27 protein-coding genes are annotated in these 25,682 nt (G+C 63.4%); 15 read left to right on the forward strand and 12 right to left on the reverse strand.

The window, feature by feature from the left end; genetic code table 11:
- The first annotated feature begins 51 nt into the window (after positions 1–51).
- The 4 genes from guaA to G405_RS0113080 all read left to right on the forward strand — a co-directional run bounded on the left by guaA (position 52) and on the right by G405_RS0113080 (position 2,752).
- Positions 52–1,620, forward strand: a complete 1,569-nt coding sequence (gene guaA / locus G405_RS0113065; protein WP_022701968.1) for a glutamine-hydrolyzing GMP synthase — start codon at positions 52–54, stop codon at positions 1,618–1,620.
- Positions 1,621–1,646: 26 nt separating this feature from the next.
- On the forward strand, positions 1,647–1,961 hold the full coding sequence (locus G405_RS0113070; RefSeq protein ID WP_022701969.1) for a cupin domain-containing protein: 315 nt from the start codon (positions 1,647–1,649) through the stop codon (positions 1,959–1,961).
- Positions 1,961–2,161 (forward strand): SlyX family protein, encoded by a 201-nt coding sequence (locus tag G405_RS0113075; protein ID WP_022701970.1) that lies wholly within the window; start codon positions 1,961–1,963, stop codon positions 2,159–2,161. Before G405_RS0113070 ends, G405_RS0113075 begins: the two co-directional genes overlap by 1 nt.
- A gap of 180 nt (positions 2,162–2,341) precedes the next feature.
- Positions 2,342–2,752 carry a hypothetical protein gene (locus G405_RS0113080; RefSeq protein WP_022701971.1) on the forward strand — a complete coding sequence of 137 codons (411 nt, stop codon included), beginning with the start codon at positions 2,342–2,344 and terminating at the stop codon, positions 2,750–2,752.
- Between the two features lie 60 nt (positions 2,753–2,812).
- Here the strand turns inward: G405_RS0113080 and G405_RS0113085 are convergent, their stop codons facing one another.
- A complete protein-coding gene (locus G405_RS0113085; protein ID WP_022701972.1) occupies positions 2,813–3,496 on the reverse strand; it encodes a type 1 glutamine amidotransferase domain-containing protein in 684 nt (227 codons plus the stop codon).
- A 119-nt stretch (positions 3,497–3,615) separates the two neighbouring features.
- The gene (locus tag G405_RS16695) at positions 3,616–5,268 is read right to left on the reverse strand and encodes a LytTR family DNA-binding domain-containing protein (protein ID WP_022701973.1); all 1,653 of its coding nucleotides are present in this window, start codon (positions 5,266–5,268) and stop codon (positions 3,616–3,618) included.
- A gap of 49 nt (positions 5,269–5,317) precedes the next feature.
- Between G405_RS16695 and G405_RS0113095 the strand changes: the two genes are divergently transcribed.
- Positions 5,318–6,754 carry an alpha/beta fold hydrolase gene (locus tag G405_RS0113095; protein ID WP_051143393.1) on the forward strand — a complete coding sequence of 479 codons (1,437 nt, stop codon included), beginning with the start codon at positions 5,318–5,320 and terminating at the stop codon, positions 6,752–6,754.
- A 67-nt stretch (positions 6,755–6,821) separates the two neighbouring features.
- On the opposite strand, the gene G405_RS0113100 is transcribed toward G405_RS0113095, so the two are convergent.
- Positions 6,822–9,041, reverse strand: coding sequence for a M3 family metallopeptidase (locus G405_RS0113100; RefSeq protein WP_022701975.1), 2,220 nt, complete (start codon positions 9,039–9,041; stop codon positions 6,822–6,824).
- Positions 9,042–9,161: 120 nt separating this feature from the next.
- Positions 9,162–9,428 (reverse strand): hypothetical protein, encoded by a 267-nt coding sequence (locus G405_RS16100; RefSeq protein ID WP_022701976.1) that lies wholly within the window; start codon positions 9,426–9,428, stop codon positions 9,162–9,164.
- A 139-nt stretch (positions 9,429–9,567) separates the two neighbouring features.
- Here G405_RS16100 and G405_RS16105 point away from each other — a divergent pair, with 139 nt between their 5' ends.
- From G405_RS16105 to der, 8 genes are all read left to right on the forward strand, one after another.
- Positions 9,568–10,152 (forward strand): NnrU family protein, encoded by a 585-nt coding sequence (locus tag G405_RS16105; protein WP_022701977.1) that lies wholly within the window; start codon positions 9,568–9,570, stop codon positions 10,150–10,152.
- 45 nt (positions 10,153–10,197) lie between these two features.
- Entirely contained in the window at positions 10,198–10,575 is a 378-nt protein-coding gene (locus tag G405_RS0113115) for a DUF6249 domain-containing protein (RefSeq protein ID WP_022701978.1), read from the forward strand.
- 27 nt (positions 10,576–10,602) lie between these two features.
- Positions 10,603–11,145, forward strand: a complete 543-nt coding sequence (locus G405_RS0113120; RefSeq protein ID WP_022701979.1) for an RNA polymerase sigma factor — start codon at positions 10,603–10,605, stop codon at positions 11,143–11,145.
- Entirely contained in the window at positions 11,142–11,498 is a 357-nt protein-coding gene (locus G405_RS0113125; protein WP_022701980.1) for a hypothetical protein, read from the forward strand. The genes G405_RS0113120 and G405_RS0113125 overlap by 4 nt, the downstream gene beginning before the upstream one ends.
- A gap of 89 nt (positions 11,499–11,587) precedes the next feature.
- On the forward strand, positions 11,588–12,415 hold the full coding sequence (gene panB / locus G405_RS0113130; protein WP_022701981.1) for a 3-methyl-2-oxobutanoate hydroxymethyltransferase: 828 nt from the start codon (positions 11,588–11,590) through the stop codon (positions 12,413–12,415).
- Positions 12,416–12,496: 81 nt separating this feature from the next.
- Positions 12,497–13,270, forward strand: coding sequence for a tetratricopeptide repeat protein (locus G405_RS16110; RefSeq protein WP_022701982.1), 774 nt, complete (start codon positions 12,497–12,499; stop codon positions 13,268–13,270).
- On the forward strand, positions 13,267–14,670 hold the full coding sequence (locus tag G405_RS0113140) for an outer membrane protein assembly factor BamB family protein (RefSeq protein WP_022701983.1): 1,404 nt from the start codon (positions 13,267–13,269) through the stop codon (positions 14,668–14,670). The genes G405_RS16110 and G405_RS0113140 overlap by 4 nt, the downstream gene beginning before the upstream one ends.
- 25 nt (positions 14,671–14,695) lie before the next feature.
- A complete protein-coding gene (gene der / locus G405_RS0113145; RefSeq protein ID WP_022701984.1) occupies positions 14,696–16,075 on the forward strand; it encodes a ribosome biogenesis GTPase Der in 1,380 nt (459 codons plus the stop codon).
- Positions 16,076–16,128: 53 nt separating this feature from the next.
- Here the strand turns inward: der and G405_RS0113150 are convergent, their stop codons facing one another.
- From G405_RS0113150 to G405_RS0113185, 8 genes are all read right to left on the reverse strand, one after another.
- The gene (locus G405_RS0113150; protein ID WP_022701985.1) at positions 16,129–16,848 is read right to left on the reverse strand and encodes an SDR family NAD(P)-dependent oxidoreductase; all 720 of its coding nucleotides are present in this window, start codon (positions 16,846–16,848) and stop codon (positions 16,129–16,131) included.
- The gene (gene purF, locus G405_RS0113155) at positions 16,845–18,317 is read right to left on the reverse strand and encodes an amidophosphoribosyltransferase (protein WP_022701986.1); all 1,473 of its coding nucleotides are present in this window, start codon (positions 18,315–18,317) and stop codon (positions 16,845–16,847) included. Before purF ends, G405_RS0113150 begins: the two co-directional genes overlap by 4 nt.
- A complete protein-coding gene (locus G405_RS0113160; RefSeq protein WP_022701987.1) occupies positions 18,314–18,901 on the reverse strand; it encodes a CvpA family protein in 588 nt (195 codons plus the stop codon). The genes purF and G405_RS0113160 overlap by 4 nt, the downstream gene beginning before the upstream one ends.
- Positions 18,902–18,931: 30 nt before the next feature.
- Complete coding sequence (radA, locus tag G405_RS0113165; RefSeq protein WP_022701988.1) at positions 18,932–20,302, reverse strand: DNA repair protein RadA; 1,371 nt, start codon at positions 20,300–20,302, stop codon at positions 18,932–18,934.
- 79 nt (positions 20,303–20,381) lie between these two features.
- On the reverse strand, positions 20,382–21,131 hold the full coding sequence (locus G405_RS0113170) for an ABC transporter ATP-binding protein (protein ID WP_022701989.1): 750 nt from the start codon (positions 21,129–21,131) through the stop codon (positions 20,382–20,384).
- 5 nt (positions 21,132–21,136) lie between these two features.
- Positions 21,137–21,904, reverse strand: a complete 768-nt coding sequence (locus tag G405_RS0113175) for an MlaE family ABC transporter permease (protein ID WP_022701990.1) — start codon at positions 21,902–21,904, stop codon at positions 21,137–21,139.
- The gene (alr, locus tag G405_RS0113180; RefSeq protein WP_028284810.1) at positions 21,901–22,992 is read right to left on the reverse strand and encodes an alanine racemase; all 1,092 of its coding nucleotides are present in this window, start codon (positions 22,990–22,992) and stop codon (positions 21,901–21,903) included. The genes G405_RS0113175 and alr overlap by 4 nt, the downstream gene beginning before the upstream one ends.
- Before the next feature lie 62 nt (positions 22,993–23,054).
- Complete coding sequence (locus tag G405_RS0113185) at positions 23,055–24,533, reverse strand: replicative DNA helicase (RefSeq protein WP_028284811.1); 1,479 nt, start codon at positions 24,531–24,533, stop codon at positions 23,055–23,057.
- Between the two features lie 229 nt (positions 24,534–24,762).
- Here G405_RS0113185 and G405_RS0113190 point away from each other — a divergent pair, with 229 nt between their 5' ends.
- Together G405_RS0113190 and G405_RS0113195 are read left to right on the forward strand one after the other, a co-directional pair.
- A complete protein-coding gene (locus G405_RS0113190; RefSeq protein ID WP_022701992.1) occupies positions 24,763–25,314 on the forward strand; it encodes an RNA polymerase sigma factor in 552 nt (183 codons plus the stop codon).
- Entirely contained in the window at positions 25,307–25,681 is a 375-nt protein-coding gene (locus tag G405_RS0113195) for a DUF6768 family protein (RefSeq protein WP_022701993.1), read from the forward strand. The genes G405_RS0113190 and G405_RS0113195 overlap by 8 nt, the downstream gene beginning before the upstream one ends.
- Position 25,682 lies beyond the last annotated feature (1 nt).

Consider the following 25,682-nt stretch of genomic DNA (forward strand, 5'->3'; position numbering starts at 1 on the left):
GGCGTGCGCTTACCCTCTGGCGAAACGCGTCCGTCTGCGCTATGCGCAGCCATGACCGAGATTCAGGCCCATCATGAAAAAGTGCTGGTGATCGACTTTGGCAGTCAGGTCACCCAGCTGATCGCTCGCCGGCTCCGCGAAAGCGGCGTGTATTGCGAGGTTCACCCCTTCAACCGTGTCGATGACGCCTTCCTGGACGTCTATGCGCCCCAGGCGATCATCCTGTCGGGCGGACCCAATTCCGTCCACGGTGAAGGCACGCCGCGCGCCACGCAAAGCGTTTTCGAACGCGGCTTGCCGGTGCTGGGCATCTGCTATGGCGAGCAGACCATGTGCGCCCAGCTGGGCGGCAGTGTGGAAGCGGCGGAAGAACGTGAGTTCGGTCGCGCCGATATCGAGATCGTCGCCGACAGCCCGCTGTTTGAGGGGCTGGGCGCAGTGGGCCATCTCGAACGCGTCTGGATGAGCCATGGCGACCGCGTCAACGCGATCCCGCAAGGCTTTCACCCCATCGCCGCCAGCGAAAACGCCCCCTTCGCCGCCATTGCGGACGAGGGCCGTCGCTTTTACGGCGTGCAATTCCACCCTGAAGTGGTCAATACCCCGCGCGGCGCGCTGATCCTGCGCAACTTCACCCACAATATTGCGGGGCTGAAGGGCGACTGGACCATGGCCGCCTTCAAGGAAGAGGCCATCGCCAAGATCCGCGAACAGGTCGGCTCGGGCCGGGTGATCTGTGGTTTGTCCGGCGGCGTGGACAGCTCGGTCGCCGCCGTGCTCATCCACGAAGCCATCGGCGATCAGCTGACCTGCGTGTTCGTGGATACGGGCCTGATGCGCACCGGCGAGGCCGATCAGGTCGTCTCGCTGTTCCGCGAGCACTACAACATCCCGCTGGTCGCCGCCGACGAGGAAGAGCGTTTCCTGTCTGCGCTCGCGGGCGAAAGCGATCCGGAAAAGAAGCGCAAGACCATCGGCAAGCTCTTCATCGACGTGTTTGAAGACAAGGCCAAGGGCGTGGGCGGCGCGGACTTCCTCGCTCAGGGCACGCTCTATCCGGATGTGATTGAGAGCGTCAGCTTTGACGGCGGTCCTTCCGTGACCATCAAATCGCACCACAATGTGGGCGGTCTGCCTGAGCGCATGAACATGAAGCTCGTCGAACCGCTGCGCGAATTGTTCAAGGACGAGGTCCGCGCGCTGGGTCGTGAGCTGGGCCTGCCCGAAAGCTTTATCGGTCGCCACCCCTTCCCGGGGCCGGGCCTCGCCATCCGTATTCCGGGCGAAGTGACCAAGGACAAGGCTGACATCCTGCGCAAGGCCGATGCGATCTATATCGAGGAGATCCGCAAGGCGGGGCTCTATGACAGCATCTGGCAAGCGTTCGCCGTGCTGCTGCCCGTGCAAACGGTTGGCGTGATGGGCGATGCGCGCACCTATGACAATGTGCTGGCCCTGCGCGCGGTGACCTCGACGGATGGCATGACGGCGGATTATTTCCCCTTCGATCATGACTTCCTGGGCCGCACCGCCACCCGCATCATCAATGAAGTGCGCGGCGTGAACCGGGTCGTCTACGACGTCACCTCCAAACCGCCCGGCACCATTGAGTGGGAGTAGGGCGGTCAATCTGACCGGAGCTGCAGATGAGACTGATCAAGCCAGAGAGCTATACAGGTGAACGCGCCTGGGACGCCTTGGACATTGAGCGCTTTGATGCGGCGACGGTTCGGATGCACTGGACCGACCAGCCCTATAAGTGGCACGTCAATGACGGGCCGGAAGTGTTTGTCTTGCTCAAGGGCAAGCTCGACATGCACGTCAAGGACGCCGCCGGTGAGGTCTCTATTCTGCCGATGGAAGAGGGCGATGTGTTTCACGCTCAGTCCGGGGATGCGCATGTGGCCCACCCGCAGGGCGCTGCCCGCGTGCTTGTGATTGAAACGCCAGGAAGCGTGTGATGAGTTCTGACCGCCTCGACCAGCTTGAAATCCACGTCGCCGAGCAGCAGCAAATGCTCGATGATCTGTCCGAGGTTCTGACCCGTCAGACTAAAGAGATCGAGGCGCTGAAGGCGCGGTTGAGCCAGTCTGACGGGCGGATCGCCGAGCTGGAGGCGGGCCTGCCCGCGCCCGTCAATGAAAAGCCGCCGCATTACTGAAGCGCGCAAATGGGGCGGTGTTTGCAGCGCAGCTCTCATGACACATGTCACCGTCCTGACATGACAGGCTTCCCTGATGGTGCCCTCGGTCCTGGGTCATAGTGTGCCTCAGATCACTCCTTGAGGGTGACGGACACGGCGCGCCGCTGAAAGGCGCGTCAGGCACAGGAGACCTGATCCATGGACGGCTTTGTTTCACTTTTCAGCGCGTATTGGTGGCTTCTGTTTCCGCTCGGCTTCTTTATCGCCGCCGGGTGGAGCAGCCTGATGCGGTTCAAGAACACACAGGCCCGGCTCGAGCTTCTCAAAACCTATGCCGCCTCCGGTCAGGAGCCGCCTGAGGCCTTGCTCACCGATATTGATGCGCCCTTGGCGACATATGAAACCACGCAACCGCGGGCGAATGGCGCGACGGGGTTTCTGGTGACGCTGTTCGCCGGTCTGGCGGGCGTGTTCGCGATCCTGGGATATACCGGCGCGCTGGGCAGTTATGACGCCGAGTTCTATGTGGTCGCGGCCATTCTGGGCGTGTTGGCGCTGGCCTTTCTGGTCTCCGGCGTTGCCACGGGCGGCCGCGCCCCTCGCGCCTGAGCGCACTAAAAAGCCCCCGTGCGGACAGGTCCGCCGGGGGCTTTCTGGAAGGGCGGTCGCTTAGCCGATCTTGAGCTGTGCCATCAGCGCTTCGGCGACCGGCTTGGACGAGGCCGGGTTCTGGCCGGTGATCAGGCGATGATCGGAAACCGCGAACGGCGCCCAGTCCTCCCCCTTGTGATAATCACCGCCTTTTTCCTTCAAGGCGTCTTCCAGAAGGTGGGGCACCACATTCGTCAGGCCCACAGCCTCTTCTTCTGAATTGGTGAAGCCGGAGACCTTGCGGCCCTTTACCAGCGGATGGCCATGCTCATCCTTCGCGTTCAGAAGAACGCTCGGGGCGTGGCAGACCGCAGCGACCGGCTTGTCAGCGTTCCAGAACGCCTCGATCAACGCCACGCTGTCATCATCATTGGTCAGATCCCAGAGCGGGCCGTGGCCGCCGGGATAGAACACGGCGTCAAAATCCTCCGCGCTCACCGTTGAGAGCTTCACCGTATTGGCGAGCGCTTTTTGCGAGTCTTCGTCGCTTTTGAAGCGTTTTGTGTCTTCGGTCTGGGCGTCTTCGCTGTCGCTTTTGGGATCCAGCGGCGGCTGGCCGCCCTTGGGCGAGGCGAGGGTGAGCTTCGCGCCGCCATCCTTGAACGCGTAATAGGGCGCGGCGAATTCTTCGAGCCAGAAACCGGTCTTCTCGCCGGTGTCGCCAAGTTGATCGTGTGAGGTCAGGACCATCAGGATATTCATGGGGGGAGCTCCTATCGGGGGTGTGCCGCTAGAGGTAAGGGGCTGTGGGCGGCTTACAAGCACGCGTCCTCAGCCATCGGGGTCTCTTTGCTAACGTCCGGGGCTTGGACACGTTCCGCTCAAACGGCGATCGTTGCAGCGGAGGCTGCGCCTGCCTGCGACAATGCGGTTTTCACACGGGGCATGATCCTGCGACTGACGGGGACTTCGATCTCTCCGGTCATCACCAGCCGTCCCCCGCCGCCCGGCTCACGCTCCAGCCGCTCCACATGGGCGGTGTTGACGATGTGTGAGCGGTGCACTCGCAGGAATGTGGGCGGCAGAAGCTGTTCGAGCGCCGTCAGCGTCAGCGTGTAGAGAACGGTGCGGCCATCGGCATAGACCAGGTCCACATAATCGCCCGCGCCTTGAATGCGGATGATCTCTTCAGTGCGGACATAATCGGTGCGCCCTGCGCTCTCGAGCGTCAGCACGGCGGGTTCAGACGCTTGTTGCGCAAGAGCGAGAGCAGCGTCCAGGGCTTCGGCGCGGCGGGTTTCGGCGCGGCGGCGCGCCTGTTCCCGGATCAGGGTCAGCGCCTGCCGGACGAACAACGCGATCAGAAACAGCGCCCCCAGCCAGTACAGGTGCAAGTCGATGAAATGGCTTTGGGTGAAGACCGCCAGGACCATTGCGAAGCTGAACCCGACAACGTTGGGCCAGACATCTCGCCGCCCCTTCCATGCCGCATATCCTGCGATGAGTGCAACGAGACCGAACGCCAGAGCAAGCGTGGTCCAGGTCTTGCCGTCAAACCCGCGGGCCAGAGCGACCGGCGCCAGCAGCAACACAGCGGCGCCTGCCAGGCCCGACAGGCGGCGCTTGAGGCTGAGAGGGGAGAATTCCTTCAAGCCATAGGCGATCAGGCTGAGCGAGAAGAGATAGGCGCCCAGAACAATGCCGATCAACCGCGCATCATGCAGCGGGTAGGGATAGGCGACGAGCCCGCGGGACGTCTCGATCAGGAGCTGCGCGCCCAGGCTGGCGCTCATCACGGCGAGAATAATCGGCGTTTCCCGATCTTCCGCCCTGGCGGCCATGGCCAGAAACACGAGAACGCCCAGAATGAACACGCCGAGCATGATCAGTCCGGGCCAGTAATAGCTCAGAATATCAGCTGTGGGAGAGCCGTACTCGTCCAGAAACAGGCCTTGCATCGGCGCTCTCAGGGTCAGAAAGCCGTGATGGCTGGACAGGTGCAGATCCAGCGTGTTCTCGCCCGCCACAAATAGGTCGCGCGGGGCGTGGGCGGCGTAATCGATGCGTCCGGGACGTTCTGACGCCCGGTCTGGTCCGGGCTGGCCGTTGGCGCCGATCTTCACCCCGTTCAGATGCAATTCGCTGGCGGCGAGGCCTGAAATGAAGACGCCTTTGGGCCCGGAGGTGTCGATCCAGTCCTGATCGACGGTGAAAGTCAGTCGCGCCCAGAGGTCCCGGCCTTGCGGATCAAGGGCGTAAAACCGGCCGGGTTCGCACGTGGACGCATCGAAAGTCGGCGGCGAGGCTTGTTGAGCTTCGACAGGGCAGACCACCATGGGAAGGCCGCTGAGATTGATGGCCTGGCGTGCGTGCGCGCCAGACGGCAGGGCGAGCCCAATCAGCAGCGCCAATGCAAGGGGGAGCAGGGTGTGCGCTTGGATCTTCAACTGGGCTCTCTCCGGGCGCCGTTCACCGATCAGGCCGCGCCGCTGACCGAAGCGCGCCTGACACAGGGCGCTGATCAGACCAACCATGCTCCTTGCCCCGCCGCAAGAGCGGGATGATGGCATAATGGAGAAACACATGCGGTCAGGCTTGTTTGCAATCGTTTCCGCTCTGGCGCTGACAGGCGCCGCTCAGGCGGAAGATCCCATAACCTTCACCAGTAATGCCGGCGACAGCGTCGAGGCGTATCAAGGCGCGTTCCAGGCGCCCGAAAACCGCAATGATCCGGACAGCCGGATGATCGAGATCGGTTATGTGCGCTTCCCGGCGCTGGAGGGCGCGAATGGTCCGCCCATCGTCTACCTCGCCGGCGGGCCGGGCGGCTCGGGAACCGGGACGGCGCGCGCGCAGCGTTTCGAGCTGTTCATGCAGATGCGTCAGCATGGCGATGTGATCGCCTTTGATCAGCGCGGCACGGGCCTGTCGAGCAATGACCTGCCCCGTTGCGTGTCCCACGTGGCCGTGCCGGACACCGAACCCACAACCGACGCCGAGTTTGCGGAGGCCTATCGTCAGGCCGCGCTGGAATGCCGGATGTTCTGGCATGAGCAAGGTGTGGAGATCGACGGCTACACCACGGCGCAAAGCGTCGCGGATATTTCCGATCTGCGCGCCCATCTGGGCGCAGAGCAGGTGACGCTGTGGGGTATTTCCTATGGCACGCATCTGGCCATGGCGGCGCTCAAAACGATACCCGACGAAATTGATCGCGCCATCCTGGCCAGTGCGGAAGGTCTCGACCAGACCGTGAAAATGCCATCACAGACAGAGGCTTACATTGAAAGGCTACAATCAGCCGTGAACACGCAGCCAGCGGCGGCCGCGGCCTATCCGGATATTGCGGGCCTGATGGCGCGGGTGCACGCCAAGCTCGAGGCCGAGCCCATGATGATCCAGGTGCAGACCCGTGACGGCGTGCATCCGTTCTTGCTGCAACGTCGGGACTTGCAACAGATGACCTCGGGCCTGATCGCGGACCCCGGTTCGGCGGCCATCGCGCTGGCGATGTATGCAGAGCTCGATCAGGCGGGTAGTGCAAACCTCGCCGCGGCTCTGATCGGCCGGTATTATGATCTGGGCGAACCGATCAGCCTCAGCCCGATGTCGACTGCGATGGACCTGGCGTCCGGCATCACCGATGCGCGGCTGGCGCAGGTGGAGGCAGAAGCGCAAACCGCGCTTCTGGGCGCGTATCTGAATTTTCCCATGCCGCAGCTGAACCGCCTCTGGGACGGGCTGGATCTGGGCGACGGGTTTCGCGCCGCGCCGCAGGGCGATACGCCGATCCTGCTGCTGTCCGGCACGCTGGATGGCCGCACCTATCCGGACAGTCAACGCGCCGCTCTGGCGGGCATGAGCGATTTGGACTGGGTGATCGTCGAGAACGCAGGCCACAACCTCTACATGACGACGCCTGAGGTTCATGCGGTCATGCACGCCTTCATGGCGGGCGAGGATGTGGATGGCGCACGGATCACGGCGCCGTTGCCGGACCTGACCGAACTGCCGTTCTAGGGGAGCGGAAACAAAAACGGGCGGCTCGTTGAGCCGCCCGCCTTGTCTTGTCGTAAGGGTAAGAGGCTTATTCGCCCTCTCCCTCTTCGCCCGGAACCGGGAAGCCCCGGTCACGCATCAGCGGCTCGACGGTGGCGTCGCGGCCGCGGAACTGGCGATAGGCCTCGGCCGGATCAATCGAGTTGCGCGGTGCGAACAGGTACTGAACCATGCGTTCGGCGACTTCGGCGTCGTAGAATCCGCCCGGCGCTTCGGCGAAGGCTTCCGCCGCGTCAGAGGTCAGAACGTCCGCCCACATATAGCCGTAATAACCCGCCGAATAGCCTTCGCCGGAGAAGATGTGGCCGAAGTGCGGGGTGCGGTGACGCATGGGCAGCTCGTCGGGCATGCCCAGACGCTCCAGCGTTTCCCGCTCGAACGCGTCAGGGTCGATGCCTTCAGGGTCGGCGGTGTGGAAGTACATGTCCACAAGCGCCGAGGCGAGATACTCGGTGGTCGCAAAGCCCTGGTTGAAGGTCGAGGCGGCGCGGATGCGAGCCACCAGATCATCAGGCATCGGCTCGCCGGTTTCGGCGTGACGCAGATAGTTCTCGATCACCGGCTCGGTCAGCACCCAGCGCTCCAGAAGCTGGGACTGGAACTCGGTATAGTCGCGCACGCCGCCATTCAGCGACGGATAGGCGACATTCGAGGACAGGGCGTGCAGCGCGTGACCCATTTCGTGGAAGAAGGTCGTCGCATCGTCAAAGCTGATCAGCACAGGCTCGCCGGGCGCGCCCTGGATGAAGTTTGAGTTGTTCGACGACAGCACGGTTTCTTCACCGTCAAACGTGGTGTGACCGCGATAGCTGGTCGCCCAGGCGCCCGAGCGCTTGCCTTGGCGGGCGTACGGATCGAGATACCACAGGCCGATATGATCGCCGCTTTCATTGTCGGTCACTTCCCAGACGCGCACATCGGGGTGGAAGACCGGCACGGAGCCGTCAGTGATCTCTTCAAAGGCGAAGCCGAACAGCTCGCCCGACACGTAGAACATGGCTTCGCGCAGGTTCTCAATGTTGAAGTACTGCTTCACTTCCTCGGAGTTCAGGTCGTATTCGGCCTGACGCACCTTTTCCATGTAGTAGCGGTAATCCCACGGCTCGATGGTGATGTCGTCGCCGCGCTCATCGGCCAGCGCCTGCATCTGGGCGACTTCTTCCTCGACGCGGGCGATGGCGGCCGGCCAGACGGTCTCCATCAGCTCCAGCGCGTTCTCCGGATTGCCCGCCATGCGGTTTTCCAGACGCCATTGGGCGTAATTGTCATAGCCCAGAAGCCCGACGCGCTCGTCGCGCAGCTGCAGGATTTCGGCGATGATGGCGTTGTTGTCGTACTCATCGCCATTGTCGCCACGATTGTAATAGGTGCGCCAGACTTCCTCGCGCAGATCGCGCTCGTCGGAATAGGTCAGGAACGGATCCATCGAGGAGCGCGTGTTCAGGACGGCGTACTCGCCTTCATGATCGCGCTGGGCGGCCAGATTGGCGGCGGCGGTGACGAAGCTTTCCGGCAGGCCGGACAGCTGATCGTCATTGAGATAGGTGACGTAGTTTTCTTCATCCGCCAGCACATTGTTGGCGAAACGGGTGTGCAGTTCGGCCAGACGCGACTGAATGGCGGCGTAGCGCTCGGCTTCGGCGCCTTCCAGAGTCGCGCCATTGCGGGCGAAGCTGTCATAGGTGAGCTGGACAAGGCGCTGCTGGTCGGGGCGCAGCGTCGCCATTTCCTCGCCTTCATAGACGGCGCGGATGCGCGCAAACAGCGCCTCGTTCTGGGTGATTTCCGACGAGAAGGCCGACAGGACCGGCGCCATCTCGCGCTGGATCTCGCGGAACTCGGGCGAGCTCATATTGGACGACCAGATGCCGTAATAGACGAACACGCGGTCCAGGGCGTCGCCGGTGCGCTCCATGGCGACAATGGTGTTCTCAAAGGTCGGCGCGTCGGGATTGTTGGCGATGGCTTCGATCTCGGCGCGGGAGCGGTCCATGCCGATCTCCAGCGCGTCACGCAGATCAGACAGCTCCATCTGGTCAAAGGCGGGCACGCCGCCGAACGGGCCGTCCCATTCCGCGATCAGCGGGTTTGTCGCCTCAGCCTGATCGGTCATGGACGCATCCTGCATTTGCTGTGCGGCCTGGGTGTCGGTGCTCGATGCGGCGCCGGCGTCAGATGAGGTGTCAGCCGGTTGGCTGCAGGCGGCGAGCGCCAGCCCGCTGGCGGCGGCGAGAAGAAGTGAACGCATGAGATATCCCCTCCCAAAGGATGTTGGCTCGATTGCGCGCACCATAGGGCATCGCCCCCTTGCGATGAAACAGTCCACGCAGCGGCCGCGCATTACGAAAGAGTCAGATGGGAAAGGCGATCAGTCTTCGCCAGCCCCATCGTCAGCATCATCAGACGCTCCATCGCCGGGCGGGTTGTACATCACCGCGATGCCCATCTGCAGGCTGGCGAATGTGGAACCGATAAAGAAAGCCAGAAGCAGCCGGACGCCGAGGCCAGTCAGACTGCCTTCGGTCAGGCGTCTGAGATGACCGACATCCAGAACCAGGAGCACCGCTGTGAAGGCGATGCCGATCGCCATGCCCAGAATGGCGTGACGCAGTAAGAACCGCAGCAGATCAGTCATGGAGCCTCCGCAAATCCTTTTTCAGTCTGGTCTCTTTCGGAGCGGGGGCAATTAGACGTGGCGCCGCAGACCGACACTTCCACTCGCCAGCAGGGCGAGAGTCGGTCTAGGTTTGCATGGCTCAAGGGGAGGGCTGTTTATGGGCGTGCTGATCACAGGCCTGATCTTTTTTATCGGGGTTCACCTGACGCGAGTTCTGGGGATCAAGGCGCTGGTGGTCAAAGTGACCGGCGAAGCGCTGTTTGCGATCTTCTATTCCGTGCTCAGCACGATCGGTCTGACCTTGATCATCTATGGCCAGATTCTGGCCCACCCGTCGGTCAATATCTGGTGGCCGCCCGCTTGGACGCGCACATTGGCGCTGGTGGCGGTGCCGCTGTCGCTGATCCTGATCATCGCCACCTATCTGCCCAGCCATATCCGTTCGATCACGCGCCACCCGATGACGCTGGGCGTCTTTCTGTGGTCGGGATCTCACCTCCTGGCCAATGGCGAGCTGGCGTCCATCGTTTTGTTCGGCGCGTTCGCGGGCTGGTCTGCGATCTTGCTGGTGGAGGGTTATTGGAGCGGCGGGCACTTTGCGCGGCCCGGTCAATTGTGGGCGGATCTCACCGCTGTGCTTATTGGCTTGCTGGCGTCCGCCTTGATCGCTTATTTCCACATGCAGCTTTTTGGCGTCGCCGTCGTCGAGTTTGCATCCAATCGCACCGCACCCGGCATCTAAGCAGTACAGGACGCCTTGAGCGCGTCCCAAATCTGGAGGTTGATTATGGAAGAAGTTCTGATTCCGCTGGGCTTGTTCACGATGGTCGTGGCGATCGTGGCGCTGAATGTGATCGGGTCGGCATCACGGCGGAAAGCCGTGCTTGAGACGGTCCGCGAAGCGGTGCGCAGCGGTCAGCAATTGAGCCCCGAGACCATCAAGGCGCTGGGTGTTCAGGAAAAGCCGAAAGGCGGCGATCTGAAAGCCGGCGCGATCCTCATCGCTATTGCAGCCGCATTGATCGTGTTGGGAGTCGCGATCGGCACGGTTGAGGGCGACAATCAAGTTGTGACGATTATGGTCGCCGTTTCCGCCTTTCCTGGCTTTATCGGCGTGGTTCTGATGCTGTTCGGGCTGTTCTCGCGCAAGAAAGATCAGGACTGATCCGGTCTTGTCAGGGGGAGCTGTGGCATGACGCCCAGTGATGGCGAACTGATAGCGATGGTGATCGCGGGCAAGGACCAGAGGGCGTTCTCCTCTCTGGTCACCCGCTACCAGTCCGCTGTGCGCGCCGTGCTGATGCGATTATGCCGCAACGCCGCCCTGGCCGATGATCTGGCGCAGGAGACGTTCATCAAGGCCTATAACAAGATCTCCGCCTATTCAGGCGCAGGATCATTCAAGGCCTGGCTGTGCCGGATCGCCTACAACGAATTCCTGATGAGCGCGCGAAAGCGCAAGGCGATCGACAAGACGATGGAAAAGCTCAAGGCCCAACCCATGGAGACCCACCAGGCGCCTAGCGATGGCGGCGCGCGGGTGGATCTCGACCGGGCGCTCGCCACATTGGGTGAGGAAGAGCGGGTCTGTGTCGTACTATGTTATGCGTCAGGATTGTCGCATTCTGACGCAGCGGAGGTTACAGGCCTTCCGCTCGGCACGGTGAAGAGCCATGTCAATCGCGGCAAGGGCAAGTTGAAAGCCTGGTTCGAACGCAAGGAGGCGGCGGCATGACGGACGAACATGATCATCTGAACGACGACGCCTTTGATGCGGACCTGACGGCGATGTTCGCCGAGGTGGCGCCGCCGCAGGACGACCCGGTTTTTGTGGAGCATGTCGCCAAGCGTCTCGCCAATCCCGACCGGGTGCGCTTTCTGGCGCTGGGCGGCGCCGGGGCGACTGGCTCTGCGGTGGCGGGCAGCCAGCTGGAAAACCTTGTCTCGCTGGCGCCTGTGGATCAGGTCAATGGGGTGATGGGGCAGGCCTTGTCCTTTTTCGGTCCGGAAGCCCTGGTGACGGCCATCCTGGCTCTTGTAGCGCTGGGCTTCGCCTGGGTGCTGCCCGGCGTGCGCAGCTATATCTGATCCCTACACGATACAGTGACGCCAGCTGACTTGTGCGCCTGCGAAAGCGCGATAGTCTGCCGGGCTCTGATTGTTAGGGAGTCCCCTCCATGTCCGCTCAAACCCAGGCGCCGATCAAGCGGCTCACCCCGCCCGACATCCGCGCTCGCAAGGGCGGTGAGCCCATAGTCTCTCTGACGGCTTATGACGCGCCGATGGCCGCTGTAATGGATCCGCACACAGATCTGATTCTGGTGGGCGATTCGGTGGGCATGGTGGTGCATGGCCTGCCCAACACCATCTCCGTGACGCTGGAGATGATGATCCTGCACGGTCAGGCGGTGATGCGCGGCTCCAAGCAGGCGTTGGTGGTCGTGGACATGCCGTTTGGCAGCTATGAGCAATCCAAAGAGCAGGCCTTCGCTAATTGCGTGCGCGTGTTGCAGGAGACCGGCGCTGGCGCGGTGAAGCTCGAGACCAGCGTGCAGATGGCGGACACGGTGCGCTATCTGGTGGATCGCGCCGTTCCGGTGGTGGCTCATGTGGGGTTGCGGCCCCAGGCGGCGCTGGCGGATGGCGGCTTCAAGGCCAAGGGCCGCGATGACGACAGCCGCGCCAAAGTGCTGGCCGAAGCGCGCGCCATGGACGAGGCGGGCGCTTTCACCATTGTGGTGGAAGGCGTGGCCGAAGACCTGGCGCGTGAAGTGACGCAGATGGTGTCAGTGCCCACAATTGGCATTGGCGCGTCATCGGCGTGCGATGGTCAGGTGCTGGTGATGCAGGACATGCTGGGCCTGTTCGATTGGACGCCGAAATTTGTCAAAAAATACGGCAACTTACGTGAATTATCCGAGGCGGCGTTCAAGGCCTACGCCAGCGAAGTTCGTTCGCGCGCCTTTCCGGGCCCCGATCATGTCTACAGCGCCAAGAAGCGCTGATACCGCAAGCGCGTATTGCCCGTCGCGATGCACGCGGCTAGGGTCCGCCGCACAGAGATTTGAAACAAGTGGAGCGCCCCGGTGGTCGACGTTTTCGACGAAGTTGAAGAAGAGCTGCGCCAGGAACGGTACAAAGCCCTTCTCAAGCAATGGGGCCCGTGGGTTGGCGGCGGTGTCGCTGCGATCGTGCTGGGCGTGGGGGCGTATCAATTCATTGAATGGTCCACCAAGCAGCGCGCCGACAGCGCCTCAGACGCCTTCCAGGCGGCGGCCGAGCTGTATGAAGCCGGCAACGTCATGCAGGCCGACAGCCAGTTCCAGGCGCTTACCGAGTCTGCGCCGCGCGGATATGAAACCCTGGCGCTGATGCGTCGCGGCGACATTGCCCTGTCCCAGGGCAATCGCGATGATGCGGCGCGCCTGTTCGCTCGGGCTGCTGAACTCAGCCCCGAGCCGATGATCCGGGATCTGGCCCGGTATCAGGCGGCGCTCGCCCAGTTTGACGCGCTGTCCTATGACGATCTCGCCAACCGGCTCGAACCGCTGACCGAAGGCGCAGCACCTGTCGGGCTGCTGGCGCGTGAGCTGATGGCCGCTGCGGCCTTGCGCGACGAACGCTGGGACGAAGCGCGTCAGCGTTATCAATTGCTGTCGATCGCGCTCGATATGCCTGAGGGGATGAGCCAGCGCGTGGTGGAGGCGCAGTCCTATCTCAATCAACGCGCCCCCGTAGCGGCGCCGGTTGAGATGACCGCGCAGCCCGCAGTCGAGCCTGCTGCGGACACTCAGGAGCCGGCGCAAGCGCCAGCTGAGACTGCGGGTCAGACCGCCGAGCAAGAGGAGGACGGGCAGTGACCCTGTCTCGCACCCTGCCGCTTTACGCCCTGATGGCCGCCAGCCTTGTGCTGACGGGCTGCGGCGCCGGCGAACGTCTGAGCAATCTGAACCCGTTTCAGGACGAAGAGACCGATGATCCCAACGCGCCGCCCGCCGCCGAACGCCGGTCTGTGCTGGAGCTGGGCGATACGTTGCGCGTGGATGAGGCGGGCGTCGTCTCCTTGCCGCGGGCTTATGTGAATACGGCCTGGCCGCAAGCGGACGGCTATCCGACCCACGCCATGCAGCACACCCAGGCCAGCGGCGATCTCAACATCGTCTGGCGCTCTCGCATCGGCGACGGCTCCAGCCGCAATGCGCGCATCAACGCCCGCCCTGTGGTGTCTGACGGCGTGACCTATGTCATCGACGCTGGCGGTCGCATCTCGGCGCTGAACCTGTCTGACGGGGAAGAGATCTGGCGCACGCGCCTGGACGATCCCAGCCTGCATGAAGCGGAAGGCGACGGCTTCCTGCCTTTCTTCCGGGGCGGCGATCAGGTTCTGACCTTTGGCGGTGGTCTGTCTTTTGACAGCGGCCGCATCTACGCCCATTCGGGCGGCGGCTTCTTTGTGGCGCTGGACGCCGCAACGGGCGACGAAATCTGGCGCGCCCATTCGCTGACCCCGTTCCATTCCTCGCCCACCGTGGCCGACGGCCGGGTGTTCGTGTCCACCGATGATAACGAATTGCTGGCGCTGGATGCGAATACGGGCGACGTGTTGTGGACCCACCGCTCCATCGCCGAGACGGCTCGCATCCTGACCTCGCCGAGCCCGGCTGTGCTGGGTGAAGTGGTCATCGCGCCGTATTCCTCTGGCGAGCTTGTGGCCCTTCGCGCGCAGAACGGCACCGTGCTGTGGTCAGATTCCCTGACCCGCGCAGGTGGTCTGACCCCGCTCTCCACCATCAACGACATCGCCGCCAGCCCCGTCATTCTGGGCGATGCGGTCTACGCCATGAGCCATTCAGGATCGATGGCGGCGTTTGACATTCGCAGCGGTGAGCGCATCTGGGAGCAGCCGGCGGGCGGCCTGAATGCGCCGACCATCGCAGGCGACTTCCTGTTCCTGACCACGGTGAATGCCGAGCTGGTCGCGATTGAGCGCAATACCGGCGCTGTGCGCTGGCTGACCCAGCTGCAGCAGTTCCGCAATGAGCGCAAACGCAAGCACCGCGTCTCCTGGGCGGGGCCGATTTTGGCAGGGAACCGCCTTGTGGTGGCGTCCTCGGAGGGCCATTTACGGATCTATGACCCGGCGACGGGCGCGCAGATGGGTGATCGCGATCTGGGAGATTCGGTTTACATTGCGCCTGTGATCGCAGATGAAACGGTGCTCGTGCTGACCGATGAAGGCCGCCTGATCGCTTTACGCTGATTTCAGGGGGCTCTGGAGCCATTCTTTGAAATCGACCCTGCCTGCTCTCGCCATTGTGGGACGGCCCAATGTGGGCAAGTCCACGCTGTTTAATCGTCTCGCCGGCAAGCCGCTAGCGATCGTGGACGACCGTCCGGGCGTGACGCGCGACCGGCGCGAAGCCCGTGGCCGTATCGGCGACCTTGAACTGCGTCTGGTGGACACCGCCGGCTATGAAGACAACAAGGCCGGAATCGAGGCGCGCATGCGCGCCCAGACCGAAGCCGCCCTTGATGAAGCCGATGTCTGCATCTTCCTGATCGACGGGCGTGAAGGCGTCACGGCGATGGATGAGCGCTTCGCCGATATTCTGCGCCGCCATCACATCCCCGTCATTCTCGCCGTCAACAAGTGCGAAGGCTCCAAGGGCGAATACGGCGCCATGGAAGCGTGGAAGCTGGGTATGGACGAGCCTGTCCCCATTTCCGCTGCGCATGGCGAGGGCATGGGGGATCTGTATTCGCGGCTGACCGGCGCGCTCAAGCAAGTTCGCGCGCGCATCCGGTCGGAACTGGAAGCGCAGGGCCTGACCGGAGAGGAAGATGAAGAGGGCGCGCCCTTGCGCCTAGCCGTCGCCGGCCGACCGAATGTGGGCAAATCCACGCTCATCAACGCGCTGATCGGCGAAGACCGTCTGATCACCGGGCCCGAAGCCGGACTGACCCGGGACGCCATCGCCGTCCAGTGGGAATGGGATGGCCGCCGCGTGCGTCTGCATGATACGGCGGGCTTGCGAAAACGCGGCAAGGTGGATGACCGGCTGGAGCGGATGAGCGCGGCGGATACGCTGCGCGCCATCAAATTCGCCGAGATCGTCTTGCTGCTGGTGGACGCCGAACGCCCGTTCGAGAAACAGGACCTGACCATCGCCGACAAGGTGGTGACCGAGGGCCGGGGCCTGATCGTCTTGATCACCAAATGGGATCTGATTGAGGACAAACAGGCCAAGCTGGTTGAGTTGCGTGAAGAGTTCGAACGTCTTTTGCCGCAGATCAAGGGCGCGCCGCTGATCCCGATCTCCTCGATTTCAGGCCGCGGGCTCGACAAGATCATGCCGGCCGTTTCCGAGCTGCACAAGAACTGGGACGTGAAGGTGAAAACCCGCGATCTCAATGACTGGCTCGCCGAAATGGTCCAGCGTCACCCGCCGCCCGCCGTGGACGGCCGCCGGGTCAAACCGCGTTATCTGAGCCAGACCAAGGCGCGACCGCCGACCTTCGTTCTGATGGCCAGCCGGGCGTCGCAATTGCCTGACAGCTATAAACGCTATCTGATGAATGGTCTGCGAGAGGCGTTTGACCTGCCGGGCGTGCCGATCCGCCTGATCGTGAAGGGGCAGAAAAACCCCTACGCCAAGGACAAATAAAAAAGGCGGCCCGCGGGCCGCCTTTTTCGTGTTTGTGACAAAGCGTGCGAGGCCTAGCCTTGCGCGCTGACAATCTCGCCATTGCGGGTTTCGCTCGGCAGGCACAGCTCGACGACTTTCGGCGCGATCTCTTCAGGTGTCGGCAGGGTTTCGGGGTCTTCGCCGGGCGCCGCCTTGGCGCGCATGCGGGTCCGCGTCGCGCCGGGATTGAGCAGGTTTGCGCGCAGCGGCGTATCAATCAGCTCTTCCGCCCAGGACTGAACCAGATTGTCGAGCCCGGCCTTGGACGCGCCATAGGCGGCCCAATAGGCCTTGGCGCGGCTGCTGCCGACGCCGGAGGTCATGAAGACGGCCCGGCCTGCGTCAGAGGCTTTCAGAAGCCCCTCAAAGGCGCGGATCATGCGCGCCGGGGCGATCAGATTGGTCGCCAGAACCTCGTTCCACACCTTGGAGGGAATTTGCGCGGCGGGCGTCAACGTGCCCAGAACGCCGGCGTTCGCCACCATGATGTCGAGTTTTTTCCAGCGGCCCGCCACAGCTTCGGCCAGCTTTTCGATGCCGTCAGCCGAGTTCAGATCAAGCGGGACCAGGGTGGCCTTGCCGCCCATCGCCTTGATCGCGTCGTCAAGCTCTTCCAGGCCAGCCTGGGTGCGGGCGGTGGCGATGATTTCGGCGCCAGCCTCAGCCAGTTTCAGGGCAATGGCGTAGCCCAGCCCGCGCGAAGCGCCGGTCACCAGCGCCACGCGGCCTGCAAGCGGTTTTGTATCGGTCATGCGTCAACCAGAAGCGAGAGTTGTTCATCCTTGGAAGACGCAGCGCGATCGTGGTCCACAAGGCGAGTGGGGTAATCCCCGGTGAAATAATGGTCGGCGAGCTGGGGGCTTTCGGGATTGCGGGCTTCGCCGTGAATGGCCCAGTAGAGCCCTTCCACGGAGAGGAAGCCCAGCGAGTCGCATTCCAGCATCTCGATCATCTTGTCGGGCTCATGGCTGGCGGCCATCAGCTCTTCGCGCATCGGCATGTCGATGCCGTAAAAATCGGGATGGGTGATCGGCGGGCAGGCGGAGCGGAAATGCACTTCCGTCGCGCCGGCCTCGCGCACCATGCGTACGATCTTTTTCGACGTGGTGCCGCGCACGATGGAGTCGTCGACCAGCAGGACGCGCTTGCCGCGCAGCACCGAGACATTGGCCGAGTGCTTGCGCCGCACGCCCAGATCGCGCTTGGCCTGGGTGGGCTGAATGAAGGTCCGGCCGGCGAAGTGCGCGCGGATGATCCCCAGGTCAAACGGTCGGCCGATCTCTTCTGAGAAGCCCAAAGCCGCAGCCATGCCGGAATCGGGCACCGGCACCACCACATCAATGTCAGCCGGGCATTCCTGGGCGAGGCGAATGCCCATGCGCTTGCGCGCCTCGTAAACGGAAATGCCGTCGATCACTGAGTCCGGGCGCGCAAAATAGATGTATTCGAACGCACAGGTTTTCGCGGGGCGGGCCGGGGCGTAGCGTCGGGTCTCGAGTCCGTCGTCAGAGACAATCACCACTTCGCCCGGTTCAATGTCGCGAATATAGCGCGCGCCGATCATGTCCAGCGCGCAGGTCTCGGACGCGAAGATCGTCGCGCCGTCCAGCACGCCCATCACCAGCGGGCGAATGCCCAGCGGGTCACGCGCGCCGATCAGCAGATCATTGGTCATCGCCACCAGGGCGAAGGCGCCTTCGATCTGGGTGAAGGCGGAAATCAGACGCTCAACGGAGTCAGGCTGTTTGGACCGCGCGGCGAGCTGCAGGATCACTTCGGAATCCGAGGTGGACTGGAAGATGGCGCCGCCGGCGACCAGCTCTTCACGCAGCTTGCGGGCGTTGGTCAGATTGCCGTTGTGCGCCAGCGCGATGCCGCCGCCGCGCACATCGGCATAGAGCGGCTGCACATTGCGCATGCCCGACCCGCCGGAGGTGGAATAGCGCACATGGCCGATCGCCATGTCGCCCGTCAGGCGCTCGAGCCGCTTGGGTTCGGTGAAGTGCTCGCCTACCAGCCCCAGATGGCGCTCGGTGGTGAAGCGGCCTTTTTCACGGTCATAGCTGGTGATGCCGCAGGCCTCTTGCCCGCGATGCTGCAGGGCGTGAAGGCCGAAGGCGGCCAGGACCGACGCATCGGCCACGCGACGCACGCCGAACACGCCGCATTCTTCCTGCGGCCGGTCGGTGGCGGGATCATAGGTCAGGCTGGGAAAGCTCATCCGTCCTCGTCCTCGTTTGTGCGCTCGATAAGCCGACCGATCGGGTCTTCGTCAACGCTCTGTTGCGGTTGATCTGCAGCCTTCTTGGCGTTGACCCAGCTGGATTCAGGGGCAAGCGACTGCAAAAGATTGGCGCTGGCCTCGGCCAGCGGATAGACGCGAGAGCCCGTCAGCCAGTTGGGCGTGGCGCCGGGCAGGGTGTTCTTGAACACCAGAACCAGAAGGCCCAGCAGCACCAGGCCGCGCGCCAGACCGAAAACAAACCCCAAAGCCCGGTCCAGAACAGGGACGTCCTCGCCCTGTTTGACGTTATGGGTCAACGGTCCGGTGACAAAACTGACCGCCAGATAGACCAGCAAGAACACGATGCCCATTGAAATCAGGTTGGCGAAGAGCGCCGATCCGATCACAGATTGGGTCAACGGCGCGAAGACAGGCCGGGTCCAGAGCGCGGCGAGGGCGGCGGCCACAAGGGCGGTCACGGTCAAGGCTTCACGCACAAAGCCGCGCATCAGCGCCATGATCCCGGATGCAAACAGGATGACGAGGGCGAAGAGATCAAATCCGGCGAGTGCTGCGTTCATCTTGTCCCTTTCCTGCCTCTGTTGCGCGCCTTAAACGGCGTCTTGGCCCAATCGGCGCACGAGCGCCTGAACAGTGGAGACGCTGTCCACCTGCACGCCTGCGCCTTCAACGCCTTCTGGGGCGAGGGCGCGGTTGAACCCCAGTTTTGCGGCTTCTTTCAGGCGCGCATCCGCGCGGCCGACCGGGCGCACATCGCCAGACAGGGAAATCTCGCCAAACGCCACGCCCTCGGCGGGCAGGGGAGTATCCAGGAACGAAGAGATCAAGGCTGCAGCCACCGCCAAATCTGCGGCGGGTTCGTTGATCTTCAACCCGCCTGCGACGTTCAAATAAACGTCACGCCCGCCGAATCCAAGGCCGCATCTCGCCTCAAGCACCGCCAGCACCATAGCCAGGCGACCTGAATCCCAGCCCACAACCGCACGTCGCGGCGTGCCGAACGCGGCGGGCGCTACAAGCGCCTGAATTTCCGTCAGAACCGGGCGCGTGCCTTCCATGCCGGCGAAAACGGCCGCGCCGGAAGCGGCTTCACCGCGTCCATCCAGAAAAAGTGCGGACGGGTTCGCCACTTCCTGCAAACCGGCGTCGACCATTTCGAACACGCCGATTTCATCGGTCGGGCCGAAGCGGTTCTTCACCGCGCGCAGGATGCGGAACTGGTGGCTGCGCTCGCCTTCAAAATACAACACCGCGTCCACCATATGCTCGACCACGCGCGGGCCAGCGATCTGGCCGTCCTTGGTGACGTGACCGACCAGAATGATGATGGTGTTCTTCTTCTTGGCGAACCGGACCAGCTCCTGCGCGCAGGCGCGCACCTGGGCGACCGTGCCTGGCGCCGCCGCCAATTGATCCGACCACAGGGTCTGCACCGAATCGATGACGGCGATGTCGGGCGTTTCTTTTTTCAGCCCGTCGAGAATGACCTCAAGACTGGTCTCCGCAGCCAGCGCCACTGGCGTGTCGGCGAGGCCGAGCCGCCGGGCGCGACGGCGCACCTGATCGGCGGCTTCCTCTCCAGAGATGTAAACCGCTTTCGCGCCCGCCTTGGCCAGAAGCGCGACCGCCTGCAGCAGCAGCGTGGATTTGCCGATCCCCGGATCGCCGCCCACCAGCACGGCCGAGCCGGGCACCAGCCCGCCGCCGGCGACGCGGTCAAGCTCGCGCAATCCGGTTTCAAAGCGCTTGGGGTCTTCGGTGGCGCTGCCCAGATCCACCAGCTCCAGCCGCGAGCGGCGGGTGGAGCGGCTGGGCGCCTTGGCGCCGGAGCCCAGAGGCGCGCTGGCGCCGCTTTCCTCCACCAGCGTGTTCCAGGACCCGCAGGCATCACACCGTCCCGCCCATTTGGCGTGCACGCCGCCACAGGACTGGCAGACATAGACGGTGTCGGAACGGGCCATGCGGGCTCCTTACAGAAGGCGAGGGCGAACTATAGCCTAAACGCGGCGATTCGGCTGGCGCCGGAACAGGCGCAGACGATCACTCTTCCGAGCTTTCGCCGCGCACGAAGCGGCACACCTCGTCATTGGCGCAGCTTTCCACGCCCTCAAGCGCGCCGCGCCACAGGATCTGGCCGTCTTTGACCATGGCCACATCATCGGCGATATGGCGCATCGAGGTCATGTCGTGGGTGATCGAGACCGCCGTGGCGCCGAGATTTTTCACCTGACGCACGATCAGCTTGTTGATGACGTCCGCGGTCACGGGATCAAGGCCTGTGGTGGGTTCGTCAAAGAACAGGATTTTCGGCCGGGCGACGATGGCGCGGGCCAGCGCGGCGCGTTTCAGCATGCCGCCGGACAGCGAGCCGGGGCGCTGGTCAGCCACATGGGCGTCCAGATCCACCTGTTCCAGCGCCTCGATGGCGCGGGTGCGCGCTTCATCGGCGTTCACATGCTCGGCGTGCAGCAGACGGAAGGCGACGTTCTTCCAGATCGGCAGGGAATCAAACAGGGCGCCGGACTGAAACAACATGCCGATCTGGGCGACGCCGGGATCATCTTCATGGCCGGCGCGCACGGCGACGCCGTCGATCTCGACCGTGCCGGACTGCGGCCGGATCAGCCCCAGGGCCGTCTTGATGGTGACGGACTTGCCTGTGCCAGAGCCGCCGATGATCACCAGCGAGCGGCCTTCATGGGCTTGGAGGTTGAGGTCCTTGAGCACCGGCTTGCGGCCGTCAAAGCCCACCGTGATGTTCTTCCAGGCGATTTTAACGCGCTCGGTCATGACGATCACACAAACAGGGAGGTGAGCAGATAATTGGCGGCGAAGATCAGCACCGCCGCGGCGACGACGGCGTTGGTGGCGGCCCGGCCCACCCCTTGGGCGCCGCCCTGGGCGTAATAGCCGTGATAGCACCCCATCAAGGTGAGGATGAAGCCGAACACCGCGGCCTTGATCAGGCCGGAGATGATGTCCCAGTTCTCCAGGAAGTCCCAGGTGTTGCGCACATAGATGGTCGGGTTGAAATCAAGCGAGTGCACGCTGACCAGATAGCCGCCGTAAATGCCGATGATGTCGGCCGTTGCGACCAAGATGGGCAGCACCAGAACGCCCGCCAGCACCCGCGGCGCGATCAGATAGCGCATGGGGTCTGTGGCCAGGGTATGCAGCGCGTCGATCTGTTCGGTGGCGCGCATGGCGCCGATTTCAGCCGCGATGCCCGATGACACCCGGCCCGCCAGCATCAAGGAGGCGATGACCGGGCCCAGCTCGCGCACAATGCCCATGGCGACGATGTTCGGCACGAAGCTTTCCGCGTTAAAGCGCGTGCCGCCGGTATAGATGTTGAGCGCCAGCGCCGCGCCTGTGAACAGCGCCGTCAGTCCGACCACCGGCAGGGAGAGAAAGCCGATCTTGATGATCTGCTGGACCAGCTGACCGCCGAAATAGGGGGGACGGACCATGGCCGCCAGCGCATGACCGGCGAACAGGGCGACAGCGCCCGCCGAGCGCAATAGCGCGAGCAGGCCGGCTCCGATGGCGCGTAACGGGTTCATGGCGCTCCCTTGTAAATGCGCTCGGCCCGGGCGCCGAGCCCGGTCAGGATTTCATAGGGCAAGGTGCCGTCCAGCGCCGCCGCCTGATACAGGTCCGGTCCGAAAAATTCAGGCACGGCGCCCTGGGCGATGTCGTGTTCCAGACCGGTGACGTCGATCATGGTCAGATCCATGCTGAGTTTTCCAACGATAGGCGCGCGCAATCCATTGATGCGGGCGCATCCTGACCCCCACAGCGCGCGGGGCAAGCCATCGGCGTAGCCTGCGGCCACAGTCGCGATCAGGCGTGGCGAATGCGCCACATAGGTTGCGCCATAACCGACCGTGTCGCCGGCGTCGATTTCGCGCAATTGCAGGATCGGCGCTTGAAGGGTCATGGCAGGCTCAAATGGATTGTCAGCGTTCAGGTCAGCCGTCGCGCCATAAAGCCCGATGCCGGGCCGGGTCAGATCGAAATGATAGCGTTCGTCCAGCAGGACGCCGCCGGTATTGGCCAGGCTCAACCGGGTTTCAGGCAGGGCGTTGGTCAGCGCCGTAAAGCGCTCCAGCTGGCGAATGTTCTGGGCTGACGCCGTCTCTTCAGAACAGGCGAGATGGCTCATCACCATGGAGACGTCGAGCGCCTGCAACGCCGTCAGCAAGCCGCTGATATCGCCTGCGCCATAGCCAAGCCGCGCCATCCCGGTGTCGATATGGACCGCACACGGCCCCACTGGGTCGGCGCGAAATTGCGCGGTCTCGCCCGGCTGGTTCAGCACAGCGCCCAGTCGGTGTTTGGCGTAGAGCGGACGGTCTTTGGCGCGATAGCCAGAAAACACCCAGATGTCCGGCGTAGCGTCGCCCAGGGCTTCACGCACTTCGACGCCTTCTTCCACAGTGGCGACGAAGAAGGTCCGCGCGCCCTCTTTCATCAGCCGCCGCGCCACAGGCCCGGCGCCCAGCCCATAGGCGTTCGCCTTGACCACGGCGCTGGTCTCAGCGTTCGGGCTGAGCTTTTGCAAGACTTTGAAATTGCGCGACACCGCGTCCAGATCAACGATCAGGCGCGCGCGGGTATTGTCAGCAGAAGGCGTAGCGAGAACAGACATCTGACGCTCTATGTGGCTGCGCTCGCGCCTGGGAGCAAGCGTTAGGGCGCAGCGCCGCGCCCTTACTCGTGATCCTGACGGCCAGAGTAATCGAGATCGGAGAATTTCGTACGATCTGGATCGAACGCCACTTTCACCGAACCGATCGGGCCGTGACGCTGTTTGCCGATGATGACGTCCGCCTGGTTGCGGATCTCGCGCATCTCGTCTTCCCATGCCAGATGCTGCTCTGTGCCTTCCTTGGGCTCCAGGCGTTCGAGATAATAGCTCTCGCGATACACAAACAGCACCACGTCGGCGTCCTGCTCGATCGAGCCCGATTCACGAAGGTCGGACAGCTGGGGCTTCTTGTCTTCGCGCTGCTCCACCTGACGGCTCAGCTGGGACAGGGCGATCACGGGCACGGACAGTTCCTTCGCCAGCGCTTTCAAAGCCTGGGTGACTTCGGAGATTTCCTGCACCCGGTTCTCGCCCGAGCTTTTCGAACCCGTGACCAGCTGCAGGTAGTCCACCACCACCATATCAAGCCCGATGGTGCGCTTCAGGCGCCGGCACCGCGCCATCAGCGAGCCGATGGGCAGGCCGCCCGTGTCGTCGATGTAGAGCGGGATGCCGGCGATCTCGTGCACGCCGTCGCGAATGTCTTCAAACTGGGCGGCGTCGATCTTGCCCTGACGGATCAGATAGCCGGAAATGCCGGTGTAGTCCGCCACCAGACGGGTGGCGAGCTGATCAGACGACATCTCCAGCGAGAAGAAGGCGACGATGCCGCCATTGGTGGTCTTGCGGGTGCCGTCGGGCTGTTCTTCCGCCTGATAATTGCGCGCCACCGAGAAGGCGATATTGGTGGCCAGCGCGGTTTTGCCCATGGAGGGGCGCCCGGCGAGGATCACCAGGTCAGACGGGTGCAGGCCGCCCATCTTGGCGTCCAGCGATTTCAGCCCCGAGGAGATGCCCGACAGGCCGCCGCCGCGCTTATAGGCCGCCGAGGCGATCTCCAGTGATTTATGGACCGCCAGATGAAACGGTTCGAGCGCCTTGGACGTGCCGCCCTGTTCGGCCAGCGCGAACAGGCGACGCTCGGCGCCTTGCAGAATGTCTTCCGCGCTGTCATCGGGCTCAGGCGCATTGGCGGCGTGGGAGACTTCATCGCCGAACCGGATCAGCTCGCGCCGCATGGCCAGATCATAGATCAGACGGCCATACTCGCCGGCGGAGGCGGGTTCGGGCGCTTCGCGCATCAGATCGGCGAGATAGACCGCGCCGCCCACTTCCTTCATGCCCGGATCGCGTTCGAACCGGGTTTTCAGCACTACGGCATCCGCCAGCGCGCCAGAAATGATCAGCTGGCTCGCCGCTTCATAGATGCGGCCATGCAGCGGATCATAGAAATGATCAGGTTTCAGCCAGTCGCCGACGCGGTGATACACCTCGTTATCAAACAGCAAGGCGCCCAGAAGGGCCTGTTCCGCCTCGATATTATGAGGCGGGGCGTGGCTTTCCAGCGGGGCGGGGGTGTGGTCGTAGGATTCTGCTGTCATGGTCTGCAATCCTTAACCCGGATTGATCGTGCAATACACGTCTTGAAGTTTTCCGGGAGTGATTCCCGGTCATCCACAGGCGGCTGTGGACAAGTCCGAAAGCCTCGCCGGAACAGTCGTAAAGCCATTGATCCGCGCGGGAAGGGGGATGTGCTGGGAAAAAGTGTTTGTGTCAATGAACCCGATTGGCTCCCCGTCGCACCTTGTCTCCTGAACGAAAGGACAGGGCATGAGCCAGGATCTTGAACGCGCACTGGACGGCTATCTCGCCGCCTCCGCCCGCACCGGCGACCGCCGGGCGCTCGGCGCGCTGGCGAGCCGCTGGACGCCGCGCCTGTCCGCCTTCGCCTGGCGCCTGATGGGCGATGCGGATGGCGTGGAGGAGGCGGTGCAGGATTCCTGGGTTGAGATCCTCAAAGATCTGCCGCGCTTAAGGGATGTGGACGCCTTTCCGGCGTTCGCGTTTCGCATTGTCCAGCGCCGTTGCGCGCGCCTGATCCGTCAGCGCCAGTCCGGCCGCCGCCTGAAAGCGGACGCCCAAGCTGAACCGCCGCCTGAATCCCATGATCCGGACCGGGCGGTGGACGCCTTGCGCATCCGTGAGGCCATGCGTGATTTGCCGCCTGAGCAGCACGCGGCGCTCTGGCTGTATCACATCCAGGGTTTGAACGTGGCGGAGATCGCCGCCGCGCTCGACGTCCCGACGGGCACGATCAAGACCCGTCTCATGCATGCGCGCCGGAAAATCGCCGCGCAACTCCAAGGAGGATCCGATGAGTGATCTCGACCGCATGATTGAAGACAGCCTGCGAGAGGCTGACGGCCGCTCGCCCCAGCTCGATCTCGAGCCGGGCTATTTCGCCCAGGCGCTCAGCCTGTTCACCGGCCGCACCGCTTGGGTGCACTGGACGATCATGATCGCTCAGGCGCTGATGTTCATCGGCGGGGCATTCTGCGCGGTGAAATTCTACCAGGCGGGCGCCGTGATGGAGGCGCTGCGCTGGGGGCTGCCCTCTGTGGTGCTTCTGGTGTTTTCCGCCATCTTCAAGAGCACGCTGGCGCCCAAGATGGAGACCAATCGGCTCCTGATGGAGATCCGCCGCGTGGAATTGCGCATCGAGCGGATGCGGTCCGAGCGGGAGGGCTAGA

The sequence above is a fragment of the Oceanicaulis alexandrii DSM 11625 genome (genome assembly GCF_000420265.1).
GTDB lineage: Bacteria > Pseudomonadota > Alphaproteobacteria > Caulobacterales > Maricaulaceae > Oceanicaulis > Oceanicaulis alexandrii.